General features: G+C 62.7%; 21 protein-coding genes. 6 read left to right on the plus strand and 15 right to left on the minus strand.

The window, feature by feature from the left end; genetic code table 11:
• Nucleotides 1-120 precede the first annotated feature (120 nt).
• Nucleotides 121-945, minus strand: a complete 825-nt coding sequence (locus tag AC1DDS_RS00250; protein WP_477477070.1) for a TolB family protein — start codon at nucleotides 943-945, stop codon at nucleotides 121-123.
• 17 nt (nucleotides 946-962) lie between these two features.
• Nucleotides 963-2,639 carry an NAD+ synthase gene (locus AC1DDS_RS00255; RefSeq protein WP_477477071.1) on the minus strand — a complete coding sequence of 559 codons (1,677 nt, stop codon included), beginning with the start codon at nucleotides 2,637-2,639 and terminating at the stop codon, nucleotides 963-965.
• Between the two features lie 250 nt (nucleotides 2,640-2,889).
• Between AC1DDS_RS00255 and AC1DDS_RS00260 the strand changes: the two genes are divergently transcribed.
• On the plus strand, nucleotides 2,890-4,818 hold the full coding sequence (locus AC1DDS_RS00260) for an LTA synthase family protein (protein ID WP_477477072.1): 1,929 nt from the start codon (nucleotides 2,890-2,892) through the stop codon (nucleotides 4,816-4,818).
• A gap of 136 nt (nucleotides 4,819-4,954) precedes the next feature.
• Here AC1DDS_RS00260 and mgrA read toward each other — a convergent pair whose 3' ends face one another.
• From mgrA to ccoG, 6 genes are all read right to left on the minus strand, one after another.
• Nucleotides 4,955-5,986, minus strand: a complete 1,032-nt coding sequence (gene mgrA / locus AC1DDS_RS00265) for an L-glyceraldehyde 3-phosphate reductase (RefSeq protein ID WP_477477073.1) — start codon at nucleotides 5,984-5,986, stop codon at nucleotides 4,955-4,957.
• A 300-nt stretch (nucleotides 5,987-6,286) separates the two neighbouring features.
• Nucleotides 6,287-7,723 (minus strand): NADP-dependent phosphogluconate dehydrogenase, encoded by a 1,437-nt coding sequence (gene gndA / locus AC1DDS_RS00270; RefSeq protein ID WP_477477074.1) that lies wholly within the window; start codon nucleotides 7,721-7,723, stop codon nucleotides 6,287-6,289.
• A gap of 178 nt (nucleotides 7,724-7,901) precedes the next feature.
• Nucleotides 7,902-8,084, minus strand: coding sequence for a cbb3-type cytochrome oxidase assembly protein CcoS (gene ccoS / locus AC1DDS_RS00275; protein WP_310423803.1), 183 nt, complete (start codon nucleotides 8,082-8,084; stop codon nucleotides 7,902-7,904).
• Nucleotides 8,081-10,390 (minus strand): cation-translocating P-type ATPase, encoded by a 2,310-nt coding sequence (locus AC1DDS_RS00280; protein ID WP_477477075.1) that lies wholly within the window; start codon nucleotides 10,388-10,390, stop codon nucleotides 8,081-8,083. The genes ccoS and AC1DDS_RS00280 overlap by 4 nt, the downstream gene beginning before the upstream one ends.
• Nucleotides 10,387-10,890: a FixH family protein gene (locus AC1DDS_RS00285; RefSeq protein WP_477477076.1), complete on the minus strand. Its 504-nt coding sequence runs from the start codon at nucleotides 10,888-10,890 to the stop codon at nucleotides 10,387-10,389. Before AC1DDS_RS00285 ends, AC1DDS_RS00280 begins: the two co-directional genes overlap by 4 nt.
• Entirely contained in the window at nucleotides 10,887-12,473 is a 1,587-nt protein-coding gene (gene ccoG / locus AC1DDS_RS00290; protein ID WP_477477077.1) for a cytochrome c oxidase accessory protein CcoG, read from the minus strand. Before ccoG ends, AC1DDS_RS00285 begins: the two co-directional genes overlap by 4 nt.
• 478 nt (nucleotides 12,474-12,951) lie before the next feature.
• On the opposite strand from ccoG, the gene AC1DDS_RS00295 reads away from it, so the two are divergent.
• From AC1DDS_RS00295 to AC1DDS_RS00310, 4 genes are read left to right on the plus strand one after another with little or no spacing between them, the layout of a single operon-like run.
• Entirely contained in the window at nucleotides 12,952-13,365 is a 414-nt protein-coding gene (locus AC1DDS_RS00295) for an SRPBCC family protein (RefSeq protein ID WP_477477078.1), read from the plus strand.
• Entirely contained in the window at nucleotides 13,365-13,721 is a 357-nt protein-coding gene (locus tag AC1DDS_RS00300; protein WP_477477079.1) for a VOC family protein, read from the plus strand. Before AC1DDS_RS00295 ends, AC1DDS_RS00300 begins: the two co-directional genes overlap by 1 nt.
• A gap of 58 nt (nucleotides 13,722-13,779) precedes the next feature.
• A complete protein-coding gene (locus tag AC1DDS_RS00305) occupies nucleotides 13,780-14,007 on the plus strand; it encodes a hypothetical protein (RefSeq protein ID WP_477477080.1) in 228 nt (75 codons plus the stop codon).
• Nucleotides 14,007-14,414: a type II toxin-antitoxin system VapC family toxin gene (locus AC1DDS_RS00310; RefSeq protein ID WP_477477081.1), complete on the plus strand. Its 408-nt coding sequence runs from the start codon at nucleotides 14,007-14,009 to the stop codon at nucleotides 14,412-14,414. The genes AC1DDS_RS00305 and AC1DDS_RS00310 overlap by 1 nt, the downstream gene beginning before the upstream one ends.
• A 12-nt stretch (nucleotides 14,415-14,426) precedes the next feature.
• On the opposite strand, the gene ccoP is transcribed toward AC1DDS_RS00310, so the two are convergent.
• The 4 genes from ccoP to ccoN are packed head-to-tail and all read right to left on the minus strand — an operon-like array spanning nucleotide 14,427 to nucleotide 17,855.
• Nucleotides 14,427-15,305, minus strand: a complete 879-nt coding sequence (ccoP, locus tag AC1DDS_RS00315) for a cytochrome-c oxidase, cbb3-type subunit III (RefSeq protein WP_477477082.1) — start codon at nucleotides 15,303-15,305, stop codon at nucleotides 14,427-14,429.
• Nucleotides 15,306-15,309: 4 nt separating this feature from the next.
• A complete protein-coding gene (locus AC1DDS_RS00320) occupies nucleotides 15,310-15,462 on the minus strand; it encodes a cbb3-type cytochrome c oxidase subunit 3 (RefSeq protein WP_477477083.1) in 153 nt (50 codons plus the stop codon).
• A gap of 12 nt (nucleotides 15,463-15,474) precedes the next feature.
• Entirely contained in the window at nucleotides 15,475-16,206 is a 732-nt protein-coding gene (ccoO, locus tag AC1DDS_RS00325; protein WP_477477084.1) for a cytochrome-c oxidase, cbb3-type subunit II, read from the minus strand.
• 14 nt (nucleotides 16,207-16,220) lie between these two features.
• Nucleotides 16,221-17,855 carry a cytochrome-c oxidase, cbb3-type subunit I gene (gene ccoN, locus AC1DDS_RS00330; protein ID WP_477477085.1) on the minus strand — a complete coding sequence of 545 codons (1,635 nt, stop codon included), beginning with the start codon at nucleotides 17,853-17,855 and terminating at the stop codon, nucleotides 16,221-16,223.
• A 99-nt stretch (nucleotides 17,856-17,954) separates the two neighbouring features.
• On the opposite strand from ccoN, the gene AC1DDS_RS00335 reads away from it, so the two are divergent.
• On the plus strand, nucleotides 17,955-18,524 hold the full coding sequence (locus AC1DDS_RS00335; protein WP_310418650.1) for a hemerythrin domain-containing protein: 570 nt from the start codon (nucleotides 17,955-17,957) through the stop codon (nucleotides 18,522-18,524).
• Nucleotides 18,525-18,546: 22 nt separating this feature from the next.
• Here AC1DDS_RS00335 and AC1DDS_RS00340 read toward each other — a convergent pair whose 3' ends face one another.
• The 3 genes from AC1DDS_RS00340 to AC1DDS_RS00350 form a co-directional block, all read right to left on the minus strand.
• A complete protein-coding gene (locus AC1DDS_RS00340) occupies nucleotides 18,547-19,491 on the minus strand; it encodes a lipid A biosynthesis lauroyl acyltransferase (protein WP_477477086.1) in 945 nt (314 codons plus the stop codon).
• A 4-nt stretch (nucleotides 19,492-19,495) separates the two neighbouring features.
• A complete protein-coding gene (locus tag AC1DDS_RS00345) occupies nucleotides 19,496-20,524 on the minus strand; it encodes a zinc-binding dehydrogenase (RefSeq protein ID WP_477477087.1) in 1,029 nt (342 codons plus the stop codon).
• A 306-nt stretch (nucleotides 20,525-20,830) separates the two neighbouring features.
• Complete coding sequence (locus tag AC1DDS_RS00350; RefSeq protein WP_310418640.1) at nucleotides 20,831-22,117, minus strand: beta-ketoacyl-ACP synthase; 1,287 nt, start codon at nucleotides 22,115-22,117, stop codon at nucleotides 20,831-20,833.
• Nucleotide 22,118 lies beyond the last annotated feature (1 nt).

Raw genomic sequence — 22,118 nt, forward strand, 5'->3', positions numbered from 1 at the left:
GTCGCGGCACTTTGGCGCAAAAAGCGGGAATATTCCCTTAAGCAGCCTGGTTTCCGAACGGTTAAAATCTGAAGCTGCAGAACGGCCCTTGAAGCGTCACATGGTCGAGCCGCGAGCGCGTCAACCTGCAGGGGCGTAGCGCACAAAGGCGAACTCGTCGCCATCGGGTGACCAGTTCGGCACATTCATCGTCCCCTGCCCGCCGAGCAATTCGAACAGCACTCGGTCGTTTCGGCCGTCGGCATCCATCAACCGGAGGCGGACGCGCTGGTCACGGGGATGGTCAAGCACGTCGGCATCGTAGGAAAGCACGAGCAGGTGTCGCCCGTCCGGCGACGGATGCGGGAACCAGTCTGCCCATTGGCTGTCGGTGATGCGCGCGACCTCGCGATTTTCCGGCCGAACACACCAGATCTGCATGCGCCCGCTCCGGCTCGAATTGAAGTAGATGCGACCATCGGCCGACCAGTCCGGTCCGTCGTTGCGCCCCTCGCCGAACGTCAGCCGCTCCTCCTCGCCGCCTTCGACCGGGATCGTATAGATGTCAAAGAGATCCTCGCGGATACCGCAATAACAAATCCGTTTCCCATCCGGCGACCAGCCGTGCCAGTAGGACGGCAGCTTTGGCGTCACAAGGCGTGGCGTGCCACCCTCGGCGGGCAAAATGTAGATGGCCGACTTGCCGAATTCCGTCTTGTCGCAGATGGCCAGCCAACGCCCGTCCGGCGACAGGCCGTGATCGTTGTTGCAGCGGGTCGCAAATCCGGTGTCGAGCGGCAAAGGCGAGCCGCCGTCAAGCGGCAGCCGGTAGAGCCGGCCGTCGCCATTGATGATGAGAGACCGGCCGTCACGAGAAAAGTTCGGCGCTTCTACCAGTTGGTCGGTCTCCCAGGCGACGCGCGTCAGTCCCGTCCTGATGTTGTGTATCTCGACCGAGCTGCGCATCATCGCTCATCCCTGTCTCATCGGTCGCGGAACCGGTTGGTGATCGGATAGCGCCGGTCGCGGCCAAAATTCTTCTTGGTGATCTTCACGCCAGGTGCCGACTGCCGGCGCTTGTATTCGGCAATGTAGAGCAGGTGCTCGATACGATGGACGGTCGCTTCGTCATGGCCACGCGCGACGATCTCTTCGGTGCCCATCTCGTTTTCCACCAGGCACTCCAGGATGTCGTCGAGCACCGGATAGGGCGGCAGCGAATCCTGGTCGGTCTGGTTTGGCCGCAATTCGGCGGACGGTGCCTTGTCGATGATGTTGCGCGGGATCACTTCGCCGGAAGGGCCGAGTGCCCCGGGCGGCACCGAAGTGTTGCGCCAACGCGACAAGGCATAGACCTGCATCTTGTAGAGGTCCTTGATCGGATTGAACCCCCCGTTCATGTCGCCATAGAGGGTCGCATAGCCGACGGACATCTCGGACTTGTTGCCGGTCGTCACCACCATCGAGCCGAACTTGTTCGAGATCGCCATCAGGATGGTCCCGCGTGCGCGGCTCTGCAGGTTCTCCTCGGTAATGCCGGACTCGGTGCCTTCGAACATGTCGGACAGCGCGTCCATGAAGCCGACGACCGGCGCTTCGATCGGGACGATGTCATACCGGCAGCCCAGTGCCCTTGCGCAGGCCGCCGCATCGCTCAGCGACTCCTGCGAGGTGTAGCGATAGGGCAGCATCACGCAGCGCACCCGCTCCTCGCCCAGCGCATCGACGGCGAGCGCGGCACAGATCGCTGAATCGATGCCGCCGGAAAGTCCGAGCACCACGTTCTTGAAGCCATTCTTGTTGACGTAGTCGCGGAACCCCAGCATGCAGGCGCGGTAGTCCGCCTCCTCCTGCTCGGGCAGTTTGGCCATCGGCCCGCCGTCACAGCGCCAGGTGCCGTTCTCCTTCTTCCACGTGACGAGCGCGACCGATTCCTCGAACTGGCTCATCTGGAAGGCGAGCGACTTGTCGACATTCAGGCCAAAGCTCGCACCGTCGAACACGAGTTCGTCCTGTCCGCCGAGCTGGTTGGCAAAGACCATCGGCAACCCGGTTTCGATCACCTGTCGCAGCGCCACCTGGTGGCGCACGTCGACCTTACCGCGATAGTAGGGCGAACCGTTCGGCACCAGCAGGATTTCCGCTCCGCTTTCTGCCAGCGTCTCGCATACGCCCATGTCGTTCCAGATCTCCTCGCAGATCGGAATGCCGAGCCGGACGCCGCGGAAATTGACCGGACCGGGCATGGCGCCTTCGACAAACACGCGCTTCTCGTCGAACTCGCCGTAGTTCGGCAGGTCGAGCTTGTCGCGAAAGACGAGAATGCGTCCGCCATCGAGGACGGCGACGGAATTGTGCCGGCCGGTCGCACCCTGGCGGGGGAAGCCGACGACGACGCCCGGACCACCATCGGCGGTGTCGGCGGCGAGCGCATCGACGGCCGCATGGCATGCCTTGAGAAACGCCGGCTTCAGAACGAGGTCCTCCGGCGGATAGCCGGAAATGAACAGCTCCGTCAGTAGCAGCAGATCCGCTCCCTGACGGGCGGCGTCGGCACGCGCCTCGCGCGCTTTCGCCAGGTTTCCGGCGACGTCCCCGACCGTTGGATTAAGTTGGGCGACCGCAATGCGGAGCGTCGTCCTGTTGTTGTTCTCGTTCATCTCTGCCCTCGATCCGCACTCGCCCGGGCGTCATAACGACGGGCGGTCTCAAGACGCTGTTTAAAGGATGATCGCTGGTTTGAAAATGAAGGGTTTTCGTTTCCGCAAAGGCGCGTCAGGCGACGCGGCCGGATCGTGCGATCTGACGGCCAGCGAGCACCCGCCGGCGGCGGCGTGACTATTCATCCCCTGTTCAAGGTGACAGCGATATGACAGAGAGACGACACTTTTATGAAGCCTGGAGTAACGCGTGACCCTTGTAAGTTCTGCCGTCACGGCAACCGCCGTCGAGAAGCGGTTTACCGTCGACACAGGTCATCCCGCCCGCGTCGCAAAGACGATGGCGGTGCTGGGTTCCGTTGGCCTGACGGTGCTGCTCGCCGTCGCCACCGTCGCCGCCGTCGAACTGATCACGCGCAACTCGACCAATGCCACGATCACCTTCCTGACGACCTATGCGCAGCCCGGCTGGACCACCTGCGGCCTGTTCCTTCTTGCCTTTCTCGGTTTTGACGCGCTGATCGGCCGCCAGCACAAGGCGGTGCTGGTGTTGGCGCCGATCGCTATCCTTCTCGCCTTCATCTCCGAGCAGAAGCAGATCTTCCTGACTGATCCGCTCTACCCCACCGACCTGCTGTTCGGCCGCCAGATCATGGAACTGATGCCGGCGCTGGTTCGCGATCGGCCGTGGACGGCTGTCGCCGTCGGAATCGGCTCGCTGTCGGCCATCGCCGTACTCTTCTCGGTCTGGATTTTTGCCTGGAAGCGGTTTCGGCCGCTGACCCTGAAGGAGCGCGCCCTGCGGCTGGCGATCGCCGTTCCGCTGCTGGCAGGCTTCTCCTCGATCATGGACTACAACCAGTTTTCCTGGGTCCGCGATCGTCTGCACGTCTTCCCGATCATGTGGGACCAGGCGGAGAACTATCGCCACAACGGCTTCATGCTCGCCTTTGCGATCAACCTGCCGATGGCGAACGTCAAGGCTCCGGCCGGCTACTCGGGCGACGCGATCGACCATATTCAGCAGGAACCGCTTCCCGCAGGGACCAACCACCGCAGCAAGCCCGACGTGATCGTGGTCATGAGCGAGTCGCTATGGGATCCGACGCGCCTGCCGAGCCTGAAACTCTCCCCTGACCCGATGCCCGTCATTCGCGAGAACACGACCGGCGCGGTCTTCTCTCCGGAGTTCGGTGGACTGACGGCGAACGTGGAGTTCGAGGCGTTGACCGGCTTCTCCAACGCCTTCCTGCCAACCGGCAGCATTCCCTACCAGCAGTATGTCCGCAATCCGATTCCGTCACTGGCGACATTCTTCCGCGGCGAGGGCTACACCGCGCGTGCAATTCACCCCTTCGCCGGCTGGTTCTGGAACCGCACCTCTGTCTACAAGTCCTTTGGCTTCGAGACCTTCCGCACCGAAGAGACGATGCCTGTCATGACGAAACGGGGGATTTTCGCCTCCGATGAGGCGCTGACGAACGAGATCATCCGCCAGGCCGATGCACAGCAGGATCCATTCTTCTTCTTCGCCGTAACCTTGCAGGGTCACGGCCCCTATGAGCCGAACCGGTATGCGAAGAACACGATCAAGGTCGAAGGCAACCTGCAGTTTGCCGACCGACAGGCACTTTCCACCTATGCGCAGGGCGTGAAGGAGGCGGATGACAGCCTGAAGACGCTGATGGACTGGGCGAGCAACCGTGACCGCGAGACGATCATCGTCGTCTTCGGCGACCACCTGCCACCGCTGAACACCGTCTATACGGCGACCGGCTACATGAACAATGTAACCGCCTCCCGCCGCGGCTCGGTCGAGCAGATGAAGCAGGAGCACGAAACCCCGCTCATCGTCTGGTCCAACAAGACCGGCGTGAAGGAAGACATCGGCACCATCAGCCCGGCGCTGCTGCCCTACCACATCCTGACGGAGGCGGGCTTCGAGCACCCCTACTACACCGGCTTTCTCGGTCGTGTTCAGAAACAGTATGACGTCATCGACCGCTACCAGCTGATCGGCGACGACGGCAATGCGACGCCTGACTGGTCGCGCAAGAAGAACATCGATCCGCTCATTCGCGACTACCGGTTCCTGCAGCACGACATCCTGTTCGGCAAGCGCCGCGGTCTCGAGCGTTTCTTTCCCTCGCATGCGGGCGTTGTCGGCGCGGCATCCTGACGACCGGACATCGACGAAAAAGAACCCTCGTTTTCCAGGGACAACGAGGGTTCTTTGGTATTTGGGCCATTTTCCTTTCAGTAGGCGCAGTCGCCGAAGTCGAAAGGCATGTCGGCTGCGGGTCGGGACCGTACGACTATTCGAGTTCGGCTGACCGGGTCCAAAGGTTGATGTGGGCCTCGCGCGCGTAACCGTCGATTTCCGCCAGTTCCTCGGCAGTGAAATCAGCACGTTCCAGCGACTTGACGCAATCGACGATCTGGGCGGCACGGCTCGCGCCGATCAACGCCGAGGTGACACGGTCGCCGCGCAGAACCCAGGCGATCGCCATTTGCGCCAGCGTCTGGCCGCGGCGTTCGGCGATCTCGTTGAGCTTGCGGACGTTGTCGATGATCTCCGGGCGGATGAAATCCTTCTTGAGGAAATGGTTCTGTGCCGCCCGGCTGTCGCCCGGGATACCGCCGAGATATTTCGTCGTCAGCATGCCCTGCGCGAGCGGCGAGAAGACGATGGAACCGATGCCGAGTTCGTCGAGTGTGTCGAGCAGGCCGTCTCGCTCGACCCAGCGATTGAGCATCGAATAGCTCGGCTGGTGGATGAGGCAGGGCGTTCCGAGATCCTTGAGGATCGCCGCCGCCTCGCGCGTGCGCTGTGAGTTGTAGGAGGAAATGCCGACATAGAGCGCGCGGCCCGAGCGGACGATATGGTCGAGCGCGGCACAGGTCTCCTCCAGCGGCGTCTCGGGGTCGAAGCGGTGCGAGTAGAAGATGTCGACATAGTCGAGACCCATGCGCTTCAGGCTCTGGTCGCAGGAGGCGATCAGATACTTGCGGCTGCCCCATTCGCCATAGGGACCGGGCCACATGTCATAACCGGCCTTGGAGGAAATGATCAGTTCGTCGCGCAGGCCGGCAAAATCGGTGCGGAGGATTTCGCCGAAAGCGGTTTCGGCCGAACCGGGTGGCGGGCCGTAATTGTTGGCGAGGTCGAAATGGGTGATGCCGAGGTCGAAGGCCGTCCGGTACATCTCGACCTTCCGCTCGTGTGGCGTATCACCACCAAAATTGTGCCACAGGCCGAGCGAGACGGCCGGCAGCTTGAGGCCGGAGCGTCCGACGCGGTTGTACTTCATGGTGTGGTATCGATTTTCCGCGGGCTGCCAGGCCATCGTTCACTCCCTCTGTTTATTTCTTCGGCAATGGATACCCCCGCCCGGGGGCCTCTCACAAGGGGCAACTGAAACGCATCGGCTCTCCTGGCCGCGACCTCCGCGCCGGCACGCGATACCTGGACACTGGCTGCGTCTTGGGTGAGGCCGCCTTCTTCTTTCGTTCTCGCATATCCTCTCGCAGCAGCGCGCGTGCCTCCGCGCTGCCGAAGCCGGCAGGCTGGGTGCACGTGGTGCTGAGTTCTATGAAACCAGGATTGGAGGGGCCGGCGCCACCGTGCAGCCCCTCCGAACGATCGGTCAGGCGCCGGTCCCGAGCCCGCTGCCCCAAGGGCCGTGATGGCTGTCGGCGCCATCGACGCGGTCGAAACCATGCGCCCCGAAGAAGTCACGCTGGGCCTGGATGATGTTGGCCGTGCCGCGGCCGCGGCGATAGCTGTCGAAATAACCGAGCGCAGATGCGAGAGCCGGCACGGGTAGACCGCCAAGGACTGCCGTCGAGACGACGCGACGCAGCGCAGCGTCGGTTTCCTCGAGCATGGCGGCAAAGGCCGGCGTGACGATCAGGTTCACCGCATCCGGGTTCTTGGTGAACGCGGTGGTGATCTCGTCGAGGAACTGCGAACGGATGATGCAACCGGCCCGCCAGATCTTGGCGATCGTCGGCATCGGCAGGTTCCACTTGAACTCCTTCGACGCGGCCGCCATCACCGCGAAACCCTGCGCATAAGCGCCGATCTTGGCGGCCAGCAATGCGAGCTCAAGATCCTTGATGAACGCCGCCCTGTCGGAAACCGACAGCGGCGCCACGGCAGGAAGGCCAAGAACCTTCTGCGCCGCCTCGCGTTCGGCCTTCATCGAAGAGATACCGCGCGCAGCCACGGCCGCCTCGATCGCGGTTGCGGGAACGCCCAGGTTCTGTGCCTCGATCACGGACCACTTGCCGGTGCGCTTCTGGCCGGCCTGGTCGAGGATGACATCGACGATGGGCTTGCCGCTGATGGGATCGGCAGCCTCCAGAACCTTCGCGGTGATCTCGATCAGGTAGGAGTTCAGGCGCCCCTTGTTCCAGTCGGCGAAGACTTCGCCGATCTCGGCGGCGCTCAACTTCAACCCGTCGCGCAGGATGCCGTAGATTTCCGCGATCATCTGCATATCGGCGTATTCGATCCCGTTATGGATCGTCTTGACGAAATGGCCCGCACCGTTCTCGCCGAGCCAGGCGACACACGGCTCGCCATTGTATTGCGCGGCAATCGACGTCAGCACCTTCTCGACGCGCTTCCAGGATTCTTCCGTGCCGCCGACCATGATCGAGGGGCCGTGGCGCGCGCCCTCCTCGCCCCCGGAAACGCCCATGCCGATGAAGGTGAGGCCGGTGTCCTTGAGTGCATCGAAGCGGCGCATCGTGTCGCGGAAGTTGGCGTTGCCGGCGTCAATCAGGATATCGTTCTTCTCGAGAAACGGCCTCAACTGCTGCATCTGCTGATCGACCGGATCGCCGGCCTTGATCATGATGATGATCGGCCGCGGCGGCCGGATGGCGGCGACGAACTCCTCGATCGTGTCACAGGGCACGATGTTGTCCTGCAGCGCCCCGGCCTCCTTGTAGAACTCGTGGGTGCGCGCGACGGTACGGTTGAAGACCGCGACCCTGTTGCCCTTTTCGGCGATGTTGAGCGCCAGATTCGATCCCATGACGCCGAGACCGATCAAACCGATTTCCGCCTGTACCACCGTCTTACCTCCGTATGAAAATGGACGCATCGCCGGATGCAAAAGCACCCTACGAAAATGCGCACGCCCGACTGCTCGAAGCGCGGGATTGAAGCATCCCGAACTTTGGTAGTCGTGGTTTTCGCACTCAAATCGATTTACGACAAGGACAAGTGTGTCGTCCGGGCTCGATGGACCATCACGCCCGACGATCGTCCGGCTGTTCTCCATGCCTTGTCGCGCCATCTCCATCGTCGAGAACACGCCAGGCCGCGCCGTCCAGGTCTTCGTACTGACCGCTCTTGATCGACCACAGAAAGGCCGCAAGGCTAAGTCCGCCAAGAGAAAGCGCAATCGGGATCAGATAGACCAGCGTGCTCATGCGGGCCTTGCCATTCCGACAGAGGGTGCCTGCTTCACGGCATTGTCTGCCGCCGCAGGCGCCTTGCCCCTCAGCCTCAACGAATTGCCCACCACGATGATCGAGGAGGTCGACATGGCGATGGCGGCGATCAACGGTGTCGCATGGCCAAGGATCGCGATCGGAACCGCGATGACGTTGTAGCAAATCGCAAGCGCGAAGTTCTGCCGGATCAGGCTGCTGGCCTTGCGTGCAGTCTCCAGCGCAAAGGAAACCGAGTCGAGCCCGTTGTGCAGGAAGACGAGGTCTGCCGCCTGCCGGCCGATGTCGGCGGCGGTCGCCGGCGCCATCGACACGTGCGCGGCCGATAGCGCCGGTGCATCGTTGATGCCGTCGCCGACCATCAGCACCTTGCGGCCGGATTCGGCAAACGTCGTCACGGCCTCCGTCTTGTCCCGCGGCGCGAGGGCGGCGCGCCACCGCTCGACACCCAGCACCGATGCGACCCGTTCGACCGGAGCCGGCCGGTCGCCGGAGAGGATGCCCACTTCGACACCCTGGTGGCGCAAGCTGTCTATCGCGTCTCGCGCAGCCGGCCGAAGCCGGTCCTCGAAACTGTAGGTTTCGAGGGGCCGCCGATCGAGAGAGAGAACGACCTCCGACGTCGCCGCGCCGTCATTCCCGTCGTCGGCAACACCACAGGCAAAGGCACGATTGCCAAGCCGGTAGGTTCCTTCGGGCGCCACGGCCTCAAGCCCGCAGCCGGGGATCTCCGTGACGGTCTGGAACTGCGGCAAGGGTCCGGTGTAGGCGGCGGCCAGTGCGCCCGACAGCGGGTGGCGCGAGTGTCCGCCGATCGCCGCAGCGATGGCGAACGGTTGGGCTGCCGGACGTCTCTCACCGGCGGCTTCGACTGCGGACGTGCGCCCGACCAACCGTGGCGTCCCCATGGTCAGCGTTCCGGTCTTGTCGAACAGCGCGGTGTCGATTTCTGCAAGCCGTTCCATCGCCGAACCGTCCTTGACCATGACGCCATTGCCGAACAGGCGGCCGGCGGCCACGACCTGCACAACCGGCACGGCCAAGCCGAGCGCACACGGGCAGGTGATGATCAGCACGGCAACAGCAACGAGCATCGCATGCTTCCAATCGCCGTCGTAGAAGCCCCAGCAGAAGAACGAAATGAGGGCGAGCAGGTGCACGACCGGTGAGTAGTAGGCAGCGGCACGGTCGGCAAGGCGACGGTAGCGGGCGCGCCCGCCTTCGGCAGCCTCCATCAGGCCGATCACTTCGGCGAGGAAGGATTCGCGCGCCACTGCGGTCGCCTCGACCACGAGCGCCCCGGTGAGGTTCATGACACCAGCCTCCAGCTGGGTCCCCGGGCGGGCCGTAACAGGTGCGCTCTCGCCGCTGACGAGGGAACGATCCACGTCGCTCGTCCCCGAGACGACGCGCGCATCGACGGCGATCCGCTCGCCGGCGGCAACCGAAAGCTGGTCCCCAACCGCGATCTCCTCGACCGGCCGGTATTCCCTTGCACCGCTGGCCGATACCACCATGGCACCGCGCGGCGACAGCCGGGCGAGGCCTGTGATTGCGGAGCGGGCGCGATCTCGCATGACGTGATCGAGCGTACGGCCGATCAGAAGGAAGAACAGCAGCGTGACCGTCGCGTCGAACCAGGCGTGCTCGGCGTGATGGATCGTCTCCCACAGCGAGACAAAATAAGACAACGTGACGGCAAGCGAGATCGGCACGTCCATATTGGTGCGGCCGTGCTTCAGGGCGCCCCAGGCGGAGCGGAAGAAGAAGCGGCCGGCATAGAGCAGCACCGGACCGGCGATAAAGGCCGAGATCCAGTGGAACATGTCCCGGGTCGAGGCTTCGGCTCCGGACCAGACGGACACCGACAGCAGCATGATGTTCATGGCCGCAAAGCCCGACACCGCCACAGCCCGTATCAGTTGATTGCGCAACTCATCGTCGCCGGCAAGCTGAGCCGTGAACAGATGCGCGGCATATCCGGTCGAGGTAATTGCGGTCACGATCGTCTGCGGATCAAAGCCCTGCCCCGCGCGCCACCGCACCGTCACGCGTTTCGCCGTCAAGTTGACGCGCGCGCTCTCGATCCCGGCCAACTCCGTCAGTGCATTTTCGATCGTCGAAATGCAGGCGCCGCAGTGCATCGCAGGAACGCTCAGATCCGTCTGGCGCAGCCCTTCGCCGAGATCGCGGCTTGCAAGCAGAAGCTCTTCGGCCGATGGCGTGGCTCCGAAGGCCGCCGCGCCGTCGAGGGCGCCTTCGGTACCGGGCGCGCAGCAACTCATGGCTTCTCTCCCGCAACGACAAGACGGATCGTCTGATGAAAGATCGTTTCTCCGCCCCGGACTGCGCTGACGTCGGCGATCCACTGTCCGCCTGCCATGTCCCGCTTGGCAGCGTAGTTCCCGGCACCGTCTTCGACAAGGGTGAGCCGAAAATCCTCCCGCTCGTCGACGGGGCGCTTGAACGTGACCGTGACGGCGTCGGCTGCCACCGCGGCGCCCGCGGCATCGCGCAGCTGATAGCTGACCCGGCCGTCGGCGGTCTGCAGCGAGCCCGCCAGTCCACTGGCGGCAAAGGCTTTCGCTTCCGCCACCTTGCCGTTGAACTGCTGGCTGGCGACGTAGGTATTCTGTACCACCAGACCGCTCCAGCTGCTGACCGCGTTCCACGCCATCACGAGGTTAACGGCGATGATCGTGCCGAAGAACAGCAGCATCACACCCAGCATATGCCATCCGGTGAATGTGAACGGCGCCTTTGGGGTCTTCGCAGCCCGGCTCATCGCGTACCTCCTGGAACGTTGAAGTTGGCGTCATAGGCGCTGTGCTCGTTGCCCGGCTTATCTTCGGCCACGAGCCGGAAACCGCCATCTGCTTCTGCGCCGAATTCCTTCGGCAGCGTCACGAACACTTTCAACGCCGTCACCTTGTCCGGCAATGCCGGGATGTTGAAATGACGGCTGTCGGGGCTGTCGTGACCGGCAATGCGCATCGTCGCATTCGGCATCCCCTCGATCGAGAGAGTGATGATGCGGGGCTCCGGGATCATGTTCAGAAGCTTGACCTCGTAGCCGTTGCGGATCGAACCGTCCGACTCGAGCACATATTGCGGATTTCGATCATGAATGACATTCAGCCCCAGGCGGTCGCGCGAAACAAGCGCGAAAATCAGCCCCAGACCCGCAAGCGACCAGACCACCAGGTAGAAGATCGTGCGGGGGCGGAAGATCACATGCCAGTTGAAGTGGCGCACCTTGTCCGAAAGGGTACCGTCCGTCTGGTTGCGAACGCGCGCGGGATCGATCGGCCCCGCACCGCCATTGGTGGCGAGCGCCATGTTGTCCATGTAGTCCGAGAGGGTCGCGTAGGCGATCAGCCCGCGCTCCTTGCCGAGCTTGTCCATGACGCTGTCGCAGGCATCGATGCACAGGGCACAGGTGATGCATTCCAGCTGCTGTCCGTCGCGAATGTCGATTCCCATCGGACAGACGGCGACGCAGGCGTTGCAGTCGACGCAGTCACCCACGCTTTCGCCGGTCGCAAGCGCCTTCTTGGAGTGGCGCGAGCGCGGCTCGCCACGCCAGTCGTTGTAGGTGACGACCAGGGAATTCTCGTCCACCATTGCAGCCTGGATGCGCGGCCAGGGGCACATATAGGTGCAGACCTGCTCGCGCATCAGCCCGCCGAAAACGTAGGTCGTCGCCGTCAGCACGGCGACGGTGACATAGGCGATGGGCGGCGCATCGAACGTGAGGAAGCTTCTGAGCAGTTCCGGTGCGTCGGCGAAATAGAAGATCCAGGCGCCGCCGGTGGCAACCGCAATGGCGAGCCATACGACGTGCTTGGCAACCCGTTTGCGTAGTTTATCAAGCGTCCACGAACCGGCATCAAGCTTGATCCGCGCATTGCGGTCCCCCTCGATCGCCCGCTCGACGACGAGGAACAGGTCGACCCACACGGTTTGCGGACAGGCGTAGCCGCACCAGGCGCGACCGACTGCCGACGTGACCAGAAACAGCCCGAAACCCGCCATCACAAGCAGGCCGGCCACGAAGAAGAACTCCTGCGGCCAAATCTCGATGAAGAAGACGTAGAAGCGACGATTGGCCAGGTCGATCAGCACCGCCTGGTCCGGCGCATGAGCGCCGCGATCCCAACGAATCCAGGGCGTCAGGTAGTAGATGCCGAGCGTCACCAGCATCACGATCCACTTGAACTGCCGGAACTGGCCCTCTGCGCGCTTCGGAAAGATCTTCCGCCGCTTCTCGTAGAGTGGCTTGCGGTGTTTGGCGGAATTGACCGCCTCGGCCTCGAGCCGCTCGATGGCGGGCTCCGTCTTGGGTTCTAGAGCATTGTAAATATTCATCGAGCGGCACCGTCCTTCGGTAACCTTGTGCGCCCCGTATCCTGAGGCCTCCTTGACTTAAATCAACTATTACGGCCGCAGCGGCCGAAGTGGCATGCGACAAATCCGCCGCAGGCGCGACCGCCGTCGCTCCAGGCGTGAACAGCCGTTGCGGCTGCGTCCCCTCATCGCTCAAGCAACCGCATAGTCGGCCACGGCGAGGTCATGACGATCCTTGCCGACGCACGAATCGGTGTCCTTGGTGCGGATCAAACAGCAGTCCATTTCCGGGCGCCCGCCTCGCGGGCAATATTTCCCGCCTCTGGAGAGGTCGGACGAAAGTCGACCTGACGTGAGAGACGAATCGCAAGCCGGGCGCAAATGCGCTCTACTTGGGAATGACACAGCCGAATTGCGTCGATACGCTCGGTCGTGTGGTCGAATTTTCTTCAACCGACGTGCGTCGTCTCCTATGCTGCAACTTGAAAGGAACGCGACGATGGCCACCCTGCCCGCCCGAATCATCCACTGCTCGATCGCTCGCGACTGGCGCCAGGTCTATGCCTTTGCCTCGAGGCCGGAGACGGTGCCGCGTTGGGCCGCGGGCCTGGCGTCCGGCCTGGCACCGGACGGCGCCGACTGGATCGCCGATGGTGGGCCGATCGGACAAGTTCGTGTTCGCTTTGCCCCGGAGAACGATTTCGGTGTGATCGATCACACCGTCACGATGCCGGACGGGCAGGTCATCCACAATGCGCTGCGCGTCGTTCCCAACGGCGACGGCGCAGAGGTGATGTTCACCCTGCTCTGCCTGCCTGGCATGGACGATGCGGCATTCGAAATGGACGCCGCACAGGTGGCGCGTGATCTCGAGACACTGAAAGAATTACTGGAAACACAGGGAGACGGCTGATGGCCACGACCGGAAAGGACCGCAAGATTGACTATATCGAGTTCACCGTGGCCGACATCGCCCGATCGAAAGCGTTCTACGGCGGTGCTTTCGGCTGGACCTTCACGGACTACGGCCCGCAATACTGCGAGTTCCAGGATGGCCGCCTGACCGGCGGCTTCACGACGCTGGCGCCGGTAAACGCCGCCGGGGGTCCCCTGGTAATTCTCTTTGCCGACGATCTTGAAGACGCCACCGCCCGAGTGGAAAAGGCTGGCGGACGGATCGTCAAGGCGATTTTCCCGTTCCCCGGCGGACGGCGCTTCCACTTTGCCGACCCGGATGGATACGAACTGGCGGTGTGGTCGGACCGGTAGGGGGGCGGGCTGATCGCCGCCGTGCACAACAATGGCTTTCCCGGCGAATACCTGTAGGATGTCGCGGGAGATCGAGGTAACGGCCATGATTGCGAACGCAAAAAATAATCATCCGGATGTCTCCGACGAGCGGACGGCGCGAGACGCCGCGGCGGAAGAAAGCAGGGAGCGGTCGCCGCGAATGCAGCGCCTACAGTCGATCCTGAAGCAGACCGACAAATACAGACACCATCTTTCCGAGAGAGAGGTGCTGCGCCAAATCGCTGATGTCCGCGGCGAGACGTGATGGCGCGACGAATCTATGTCGACAGCAACATCTTCATCTATCTGCTCGACGGCAGTGACGATCTCCGCCAGCGCACCTTGGCTAAATTGGCAGTCTCTGAGGTTGAGAAAGCCAAGCTCATCACATCAGAACTCACGATCGCGGAATGCACGATCGCGCCGTTGCGGGAAAAACGGAAAGAAATGGTCGAAGCCTTCCATGCGCTTCTCTATGACCCGGAAATCGTCGAGCTGATTTCGGTCGCGCAAGATGTCATTGTTCAATCGGCGGAGATAGCCGCGGAACTCAAATTGAAGCTTCCCGACGCGATCCATGTCGCAACGGCAATCGTCGCGGGATGCGATGCCTTCCTCAGCAATGACCGGGGCATTCGCGCCCCGGCCGGGATCGAAATCCAGCATCTGTAACCGGACGGCAGGTTATTCCCCGCCACCCAGCGAGTGCACATAGACGGCCAGCTGCTTGACGGTGGGCTCGCCGAGACGTGCCACCCAGCCCGGCATCACGCCGTGCTTTGGTGCGCGGATCTGGTTGGCGATCGCTTCTTCGCCCTCCCCCTTCAGCCAGATGGCATCGGCAAGGTTGGGCGCGCCCATCTCGCGGATGCCCCTTGCATCCTCGCCATGGCAGGAAGCGCAGTTGTCGGCAAAGAGCTGCTTGCCCGGTTCGATCATGCCGGAGTCGGCAGGCGTCCCGGTGAGGCTGACCACGTAAGCGGCAACCTGCTTGATCTCGGCCGGCTGCAGCATGTCGTCGAATGCGGGCATTTCGGAAACATGCGTGTCGGCGTCGCCTTCAAAACGGATGCCATGGGCGATGGTCTTGTAGATCTCATCAGGACTGCCGCCCCAGATCCAGTCATCGTCGTTCAGGTTGGGGAAGCCGGCCGAACCGGCAGCGCCGGACCCATGGCACTGGACGCAGTTGACCTTGAACGCCGCAGCACCGCCGGCAATCGCGAACTGGGACAACTCCGGATCGGTGACGATGTCGGCGAGCGGGGTCGCAGCGATCCGATCCACGAATACCGTCTGTGCAGCCTTGGCCGCCTGCAACTCCTTCGCCACCTCCGCGCGGCTGGAATAGCCGAGCACGCCACGCGTCGCCTCCGTCAGCATCGGCCAGGCGGGATAGGCGATCATGTAGCCGATCCCCCAGACGATGGTCGCGTACAATGTCCAGAGCCACCAACGCGGCATCGGGTTGTTCAGTTCGCGTATGCCGTCCCATTCATGGCCGGTGGTTTCGACGCCCGTGATGTCGTCGATGTGCTTTTCAGCCCCATGCTTGTCAGCCATGGTGTCAGTCCTCCTTAAGAGGGATTTGCGCGGCATTCTCAGCGGACTTGCGTCCGCCGGGCCGGAAGGTGAAGAGGATGACGCCGACGAAGAAGATCGTCATGGCGAGCAGCCCCCAGACGTCGGCGAAGTGCCGCATGGCCGTGTAGGTTTCCATGGTTCGTCTCCCTTACCGGTAGCCGCTGGCGTCGTCATAGGTGGAGAAGTCCACCAGCGTGCCGAGCATCTGCAGGTAGGCGACCAGCGCGTCCATCTCGGTGAGCTTCTGCGGGTCACCGTCGAAGTCGCCGATCTTAGCCTTCGGATAGCGCTCCAGGAGACCGGACGTATCCGCGTTCGGATCCGCCTGCGCCTTGAGGTCGGCCACCGCGTTCTCGAGCATCACATCATCGTAGGGAACACCGACGGCGCGGTTGGCCTTCAGGTTCATGGTGACATCGGTGATCTTCAGCGGCGTCTCCTTGAGGAAGGCGTAGCTCGGCATGACCGATTCCGGCACCACCGAGCGCGGCTCGATCAGGTGCTGCACGTGCCATTCGTTGGAGTAGCGGTCGCCGACGCGGGCCAGGTCCGGCCCGGTGCGCTTCGACCCCCACTGGAAGGAATGGTCGTACATGCTCTCGGCTGCGAGCGAATAGTGCCCGTAGCGTTCGACCTCGTCGCGGAACGGCCGGATCATCTGGCTGTGGCAGACATAGCAGCCCTCGCGGACATAGATGTCACGGCCAGCGAGTTCCAGGGGCGAGTAAGGGCGCATGCCCTCAACCTTCTCGATGGTGTTGTCGAGATAGAAGAGCGGTGCGATTTCAACGATGCCGCCGACCGTGACCACGGCGAGCGATGCGACCAGCAGCAGCGTTGCGTTTCTCTCCAGTTTGGAGTGGTGGTTCAATATAGACATAGATCACACGCTCCTTATTCGGCAGGTTGCAAGGCCGCAGCCGGCCGGGTGCCCGTGGGGGCTTCGTCGCGCAGGCGCCCGCGAATGGTCTGGTAGACGTTCCAGGCCATCACCAGGCCACCGGCCAGGTAGAGCACGCCACCGAGCGTCCGGATGACATAGTAGGGGAACATTGCGAGCACGGTTTCCGCGAAGGAATAGACGAGGAAGCCCTGGTCGTCGTATTCGCGCCACATCAGACCCTGCTGGATGCCGGCAACCCACATGGCGGCGGCGTAGAGCACGATGCCGAGGGTGGCGAGCCAGAAGTGCCAGCTGACCATGTTGACCGAATAGAGCCGCTCGCGGTTCCACAGCTTGGGCGCCAGATAGTAGACGGCAGCGAAAGTGATCATGCCGTTCCAGCCGAGCGCGCCCGCGTGGACGTGGCCGATGGTCCAGTCCGTATAGTGCGACAGCGAGTTGACCGCCTTGATCGACAGCATCGGCCCCTCGAAGGTCGCCATGCCGTAGAACGCCATGGCAGCAACCATCATGCGGATGATCGGATCGGTGCGCACCTTGTCCCAGGCGCCCGACAGCGTCATCAGGCCGTTGATCATGCCGCCCCAGGAAGGCATCCACAGTACGATCGAGAACACCATGCCGAGCGTCTGCGCCCAGTCGGGTACGGCGGTATAGTGCAGGTGGTGCGGGCCGGCCCAGATGTAGAGGAAGATGATCGACCAGAAGTGCACGATGGACAGGCGGTAGGAATAGACCGGCCGCTCTGCCTGCTTCGGCACGAAATAGTACATCATCGCCAGGAAGGGGATGGTGAGGAAGAAGGCGACGGCATTGTGACCGTACCACCACTGCGTCACCGCGTCCTGCACGCCTGCGAAGGCGGAATAGCTCTTCACGCCGAGGAACGACACCGGAATCGCCAGGTTGTTGATGATGTGCAACATTGCGATGGTGACGATGAAGGAGAGATAGAACCAGTTCGCCACATAGATATGCGGCTCCTTGCGCCTGATCACCGTTCCCAGGAAGACAATGAGATAGGCGACCCAGACAATCGTCAGCCACAGGTCGACGTACCACTCAGGCTCCGCATATTCCCGGCTCTGGGTAATGCCCAGCAGATAGCCAGTCGCGGCCATGACGATGAAGAGTTGGTAGCCCCAGAATACGAACCAGCTGAGATTGCCGCCGAACAGGCGAGCCCGCGACGTGCGCTGTACGACGTAGAACGAAGTCGCGATCAGCGCGTTGCCGCCGAAGGCGAAGATCACCGCCGAGGTATGCAGCGGGCGCAGCCGGCCGAAATTGAGCCAGGGCTCGAGGTTGAGATCGGGGAAGGCAAGCTGTGCAGCAATGAGCACGCCGACCAGGAATCCGACGACACCCCATAAGACAGTGGCAATGACGCCGTACTTGATCACTTCATCGAAGTAGGGACTACCGTCACCCTGCTTCGCACCGTTTCCGGGCACGTGGTAGGGCGCGAAGGAAACCCGCCGGACCATGATGATGGTGCCGCCAAGAAGCACCGCGAAGAGCACCCACATGTGGGCCTGGAACAGATTGTCATGTGCGAAGGCAGCGCCGAGCAACGCCAAGAACGTGCCCACCGCCAACAGCGCGGTCTCAAAACCATATTTCATCGTTGGCATCCCCAACTCAACGTCGTTACGCACCGCGCAGGTTCACCCGAATCCTACACGGCCTCACTGCACTGCTCGCAGATACACGACGAGGCAGCCTTGATACAGATCAAGGCCGGGTGCCCTTTCCCGGAGCAAGAGTCAGTCTGGTTACATTTGGGAAGGGGAGCAGACGCCATGACGCTGGCACAACTGGAACAAGACAGAGTGGATAACCTTCTCTCCACCATGCCGCGCAACACCATATCGCTCGACTGGCTGGCAGGAGCCCACAGGGAACAGCTGTTGCTGTGTGACGCACTCGAAGAGATCGCCGATAGCCTCCCTGCCAACGTCAACCGGCAGAAATGCATCTATGCGGCGAAGGTTCTCGGCCCGTTGATCCACAACCTGCATCGCTACGAAGAACAGGTGATTTTCCCGCACCTGGTCGCGCAGGCCGGACACACCGGGGCGCTCGAGGCGACGTTGAACCGGCTGAAGTTCGAGCACTGCGAGGACGAGTGCTTCGCGGAGGAACTGATCGATACGCTGCTGAAACTTGGCAGCGGCGCCGACGACGTCAACGCCGAAGCGGCCGGCTACATGCTGCGCGGCTTCTTTGAAACGATTCGCCGCCACATCGCATTCGAGCGCGAACACCTGTTGGGCCGGTTGTGGCACTCTTGAGACCGTGACGGGACCTTCCCCGTCACGCCTTGACGTTTTTCAAGTCGTGCTTGATTTCCCAACGGTCGTGATACCACAACCATTGACCGGGGTACTCGCGCACCCACTCTTCGACCTTGTCGTTCAGTTTCTGCGCCGTCGCCTCGACATCCACCGCGCCGTCGGGACGGCGCGGGATTTCTATGGCCGGCTCCAGCTCAAGGCGGAACCGGTTGCCCGGCAATCGGATGCAGCGGGCCGGAAAGACCTCGCAACCGAACTGGCGCACCAGTTTGGGCAGTAGCGGATTGGTGTGGACCGGGCGACCGAAAAAGGTCGTGGGAACGCCTTTCCTGTACTTCTGGTCGACGAGAACGCCCACCGGATTGCCACTGTCGAGCTTACGCGCCAGCGTGAATGAAGAACCCGCATGCGACGGCACCAGATTGCCCATGCGCGCCCGGCGGAACTCGAACACCTTGTCGGCGACATAGGGATTGTTCGGCGGCCGGAACAGCACCGTTACGTCCAGCCCGAAGGCCGCGCCCGCGACCGGCAGCATCTCGAAATTGCCGGTGTGGCCGGTGAAGACGATGAAGGGGCGCGGATTGTAGCGGAGATCGACGAAGAGCGGGATGCCGGATACCTCGACGCGGCCGACCTCCAGATTGTAGGGATCGAAATCGAAGAGCCGGTCGAGAAAGACGTACTCGGCGGCCATGCGGCCCATGTTTCCCCAGCTATCCAGTGCGATCGCATCGAGTTCGGCCTCGGATTTCTCCGGAAACGCGTTGCGCAGATTTGTCATCATCAGCACATGACGGCGCGTCTTCGGCCCGATCCAGCGCACGATGCGGTCGGCGAAATTCATCGCCCCGTCGGCCGGAAAAAGCTTCATGAGGCTCAGGAGGCCGAAGACGAACTGGGCGACCAGCCACTGCTCGAAATTGCGTAGCGCCAGCACAATGCGGGTGATGATTTTACGCACGGGGTCAGTCCAACCGCAGCACGATCTTGCCGAAGATCTGGCGTGATTCCATGCGTTCCAGCGCAGTGGCGATGCCATCAAAAGTGATTTCAGTGTCTATGACCGGATGAACGATGCCGCGGGCCATCTTCTGCATGGCGTTCGCCATGTTCTCCATCCGGCAACCGAACGAGCCGAGCAGCTTCAGCTGCTGCTGGAACAGCATCATCAGGTTCATGTCCGTCGACACGCCGGACGTTGAACCGCAGGTGACGAGCCGGCCGCCGCGCTTGAGGCAGAGCATCGAGCCGGCCCAGGTATCCTTGCCGACGTGTTCGAAAACGACGTCGACGCCCTTCTTCTTGGTCAGCTTGCGCACCACGCCTTCGAAGCGGTCCTCGCGGTAGTTGATGACGTGATCGGCGCCCAGCGCCTTCGCCTTCTCGATCTTGTCGTTCGAGCCCACGGTGGTGATCACGGTGCAGCCGATCTTCTTGGCGAGTTGGATCGCCGCCGTGCCGATACCCGATCCGCCGGCGTGGACAAGGATCGTTTCGCCGGATTCGAGCTTGGCATTGTCGAACAGCATGTGCTCGACCGTGCCGAAGGTGACGGGCGCGAGCGCTGCAGCCACCGCATCGATGCCGGGCGGTGCAGGCACCAGCTGGCGTGCCGGAATGTTGATCTTCTCCTGCGCGAACCCGTCCAGGTGGAAGCCGTGGACGCCGCCGACGTGTTCGCAGAGGTTGTCACGTCCCTCGCGGCAGGGCTTGCACAGACCGCAGATGCGGGCGCCATAAACCGAAACGAGCTGGCCGGGCAGGACGTTTCCGACACCCGGTCCGATCTGGTCGACGACACCGGCGGCTTCGGCCCCGATCACAAGCGGCATCTTGCGCTTGGCAAACGCCATACCGCGCCATCCCCAGACGTCGATGTGGTTGAGGGCAACCGCCTTGACACGAAGCGTTACCTCGCCCGGCCCTGGTGCGGGCGGCTCCGGGATGTCGGTCAGTTCGAGCTTGCGGTCGTCGAGAAGCTGCAGTGCGCGCATGTTGTTCGTCCTTCGCCACCAAGGCGGCATGGTGTTCGTCGGAGGCGGCGTGCCGACCCGTTATCGGGATGCACACCGCCGATGCATCGCTTCCCGAGAGGAAGGATGCGCTGCGTCTGGTCCGATGCTCTAGCGCATGGACGGAAAAACCGGAACCGATTTCGCAGAAGATCCTGCGCAAATTCAGAATGTTCCCGGCATCTCGTGGCGCCAAGGAACCTCCATGTGCGCGGGCCAGCATGGTGTGGACCCCGAATATGGTCGGGATCCCCTGCCCGTCTTCCGTGCCCGCCGGCCGCGTTGCCGTCAGGCCGGCTCGGCCGTCATGACCAGGCTGGCATTCTGCCCACCGAAGCCGAAGGAATTCGACAGCACGGCCGAAACCTGCTTGTCGCGCTTTACGTTCGGCACCACGTCGAGCACGATGCCGGGATCGGGGTTCTGGTAGTTGATCGTCGGCGGCAGCGTGCCGGTGAGCATGGTCTGGATCGAGAACACCGCCTCGATCGCGCCCGCCGCCGTCAGCGTGTGACCGATCATCGACTTGTTCGACGAAACCGCGATCTTCGACAGTCCCTCCCCGAACACGGTCGACATGGAGAGAAACTCCATCTTGTCATTCTCGGGTGTCGAAGTGCCGTGCGCATTGATGTAGCCGATCCCGTCCTCGGCGATTCCCGCATCTTCAAGGGCCGCACGGATGGTGGCGATCGCAGGTCCGCCGTCCGGCGAGGAACGGGTGCGGTGGAAGTGGTCGGCCTTTTCGCCACAGCCCTTCAGGATGCCGAGCACGCGGGCACCGCGCGCGATCGCCGATTCCAGCGACTCCAGCACCAGTGTCGCCGCACCTTCGGCGATCACGAAACCATCACGATCCTTGGTGAAGGGTTTCGATGCCTTCTCCGGCGGATCGTTCTGTGTCGAAAGAGCCGACAGCAAGGCAAAACGGATCAGGGCCTCCGCGGTTACAGATCCATCCGTGCCGACAGTCAATGCGCGTTCGGTGCGCCCCTGGCGAATTGCTTCCACACCGAGCTGGATCGCGGTGGCGCCGGATGCGCAGGCAGTCGAAAGCGTCACCGGCAAGCCGCGCGTGCCAAAGCGATCGGCGAGCCGCTCGGAGATCGCCCCGAAGAGCCAGGTCTCGTACAGCGCCGGATCGGGCTTCTCACGCAGAACCGACATGAACCGGTCATAGGCATCGCCGGGCTGCTGCATCGGCGGGGCGCGTTCGGCCAGCGCAAACCGCTGGCTCCATTCCGGCTCGATCGGCGGTGCAGCCAGAAACAGCGGCCCGCCGAAATCACCTGAAAGTCCCGCCTGGGCCAGTGCTTCCTCGGTCGTCTCGCGCGCGTAGAAATAGGAGCGTTCCACCGGATTTTCCGCCGGCAGTTTGACGAAATCGACCGTGCCGGCGATGCGGGTGTTGAGGCCGTCCACCGGAAACCGGGTGATGCCATGGATTCCGGACACGCCGCCGGAAAGGGCGGCCCAATTGTCCTTGAGCCCCTGGCCGAGCGAGGTGATCACCCCCATGCCGGTGACGGCGACGATTGGACGTCCAAGATGGTCCCTGTAGGCTGCCTTACTCATG

The organism is Mycoplana sp. 10N416, from assembly GCF_056394765.1.

What these genes read in the sequence shown, in the direction of transcription:
- mgrA (WP_477477073.1), bottom strand. Translation starts at nt 5,986, where the DNA reads ATGGCCTGGCAGCCCGCGGAAAATCGATACCACACCATGAAGTACAAC.
- AC1DDS_RS00305 (WP_477477080.1), top strand. Translation starts at nt 13,780, where the DNA reads ATGTCGCGGGAGATCGAGGTAACGGCCATGATTGCGAACGCAAAAAAT.
- AC1DDS_RS00255 (WP_477477071.1), bottom strand. Translation starts at nt 2,639, where the DNA reads ATGAACGAGAACAACAACAGGACGACGCTCCGCATTGCGGTCGCCCAA.
- AC1DDS_RS00320 (WP_477477083.1), bottom strand. Translation starts at nt 15,462, where the DNA reads ATGGAAACCTACACGGCCATGCGGCACTTCGCCGACGTCTGGGGGCTG.
- ccoN (WP_477477085.1), bottom strand. Translation starts at nt 17,855, where the DNA reads ATGAAATATGGTTTTGAGACCGCGCTGTTGGCGGTGGGCACGTTCTTG.
- AC1DDS_RS00280 (WP_477477075.1), bottom strand. Translation starts at nt 10,390, where the DNA reads ATGAGTTGCTGCGCGCCCGGTACCGAAGGCGCCCTCGACGGCGCGGCG.
- AC1DDS_RS00345 (WP_477477087.1), bottom strand. Translation starts at nt 20,524, where the DNA reads ATGCGCGCACTGCAGCTTCTCGACGACCGCAAGCTCGAACTGACCGAC.
- ccoG (WP_477477077.1), bottom strand. Translation starts at nt 12,473, where the DNA reads ATGAATATTTACAATGCTCTAGAACCCAAGACGGAGCCCGCCATCGAG.
- AC1DDS_RS00295 (WP_477477078.1), top strand. Translation starts at nt 12,952, where the DNA reads ATGGCCACCCTGCCCGCCCGAATCATCCACTGCTCGATCGCTCGCGAC.
- ccoO (WP_477477084.1), bottom strand. Translation starts at nt 16,206, where the DNA reads ATGTCTATATTGAACCACCACTCCAAACTGGAGAGAAACGCAACGCTG.
- AC1DDS_RS00250 (WP_477477070.1), bottom strand. Translation starts at nt 945, where the DNA reads ATGCGCAGCTCGGTCGAGATACACAACATCAGGACGGGACTGACGCGC.
- AC1DDS_RS00285 (WP_477477076.1), bottom strand. Translation starts at nt 10,890, where the DNA reads ATGAGCCGGGCTGCGAAGACCCCAAAGGCGCCGTTCACATTCACCGGA.
- ccoS (WP_310423803.1), bottom strand. Translation starts at nt 8,084, where the DNA reads ATGAGCACGCTGGTCTATCTGATCCCGATTGCGCTTTCTCTTGGCGGA.
- AC1DDS_RS00310 (WP_477477081.1), top strand. Translation starts at nt 14,007, where the DNA reads ATGGCGCGACGAATCTATGTCGACAGCAACATCTTCATCTATCTGCTC.
- AC1DDS_RS00350 (WP_310418640.1), bottom strand. Translation starts at nt 22,117, where the DNA reads ATGAGTAAGGCAGCCTACAGGGACCATCTTGGACGTCCAATCGTCGCC.
- AC1DDS_RS00300 (WP_477477079.1), top strand. Translation starts at nt 13,365, where the DNA reads ATGGCCACGACCGGAAAGGACCGCAAGATTGACTATATCGAGTTCACC.
- ccoP (WP_477477082.1), bottom strand. Translation starts at nt 15,305, where the DNA reads ATGGCTGACAAGCATGGGGCTGAAAAGCACATCGACGACATCACGGGC.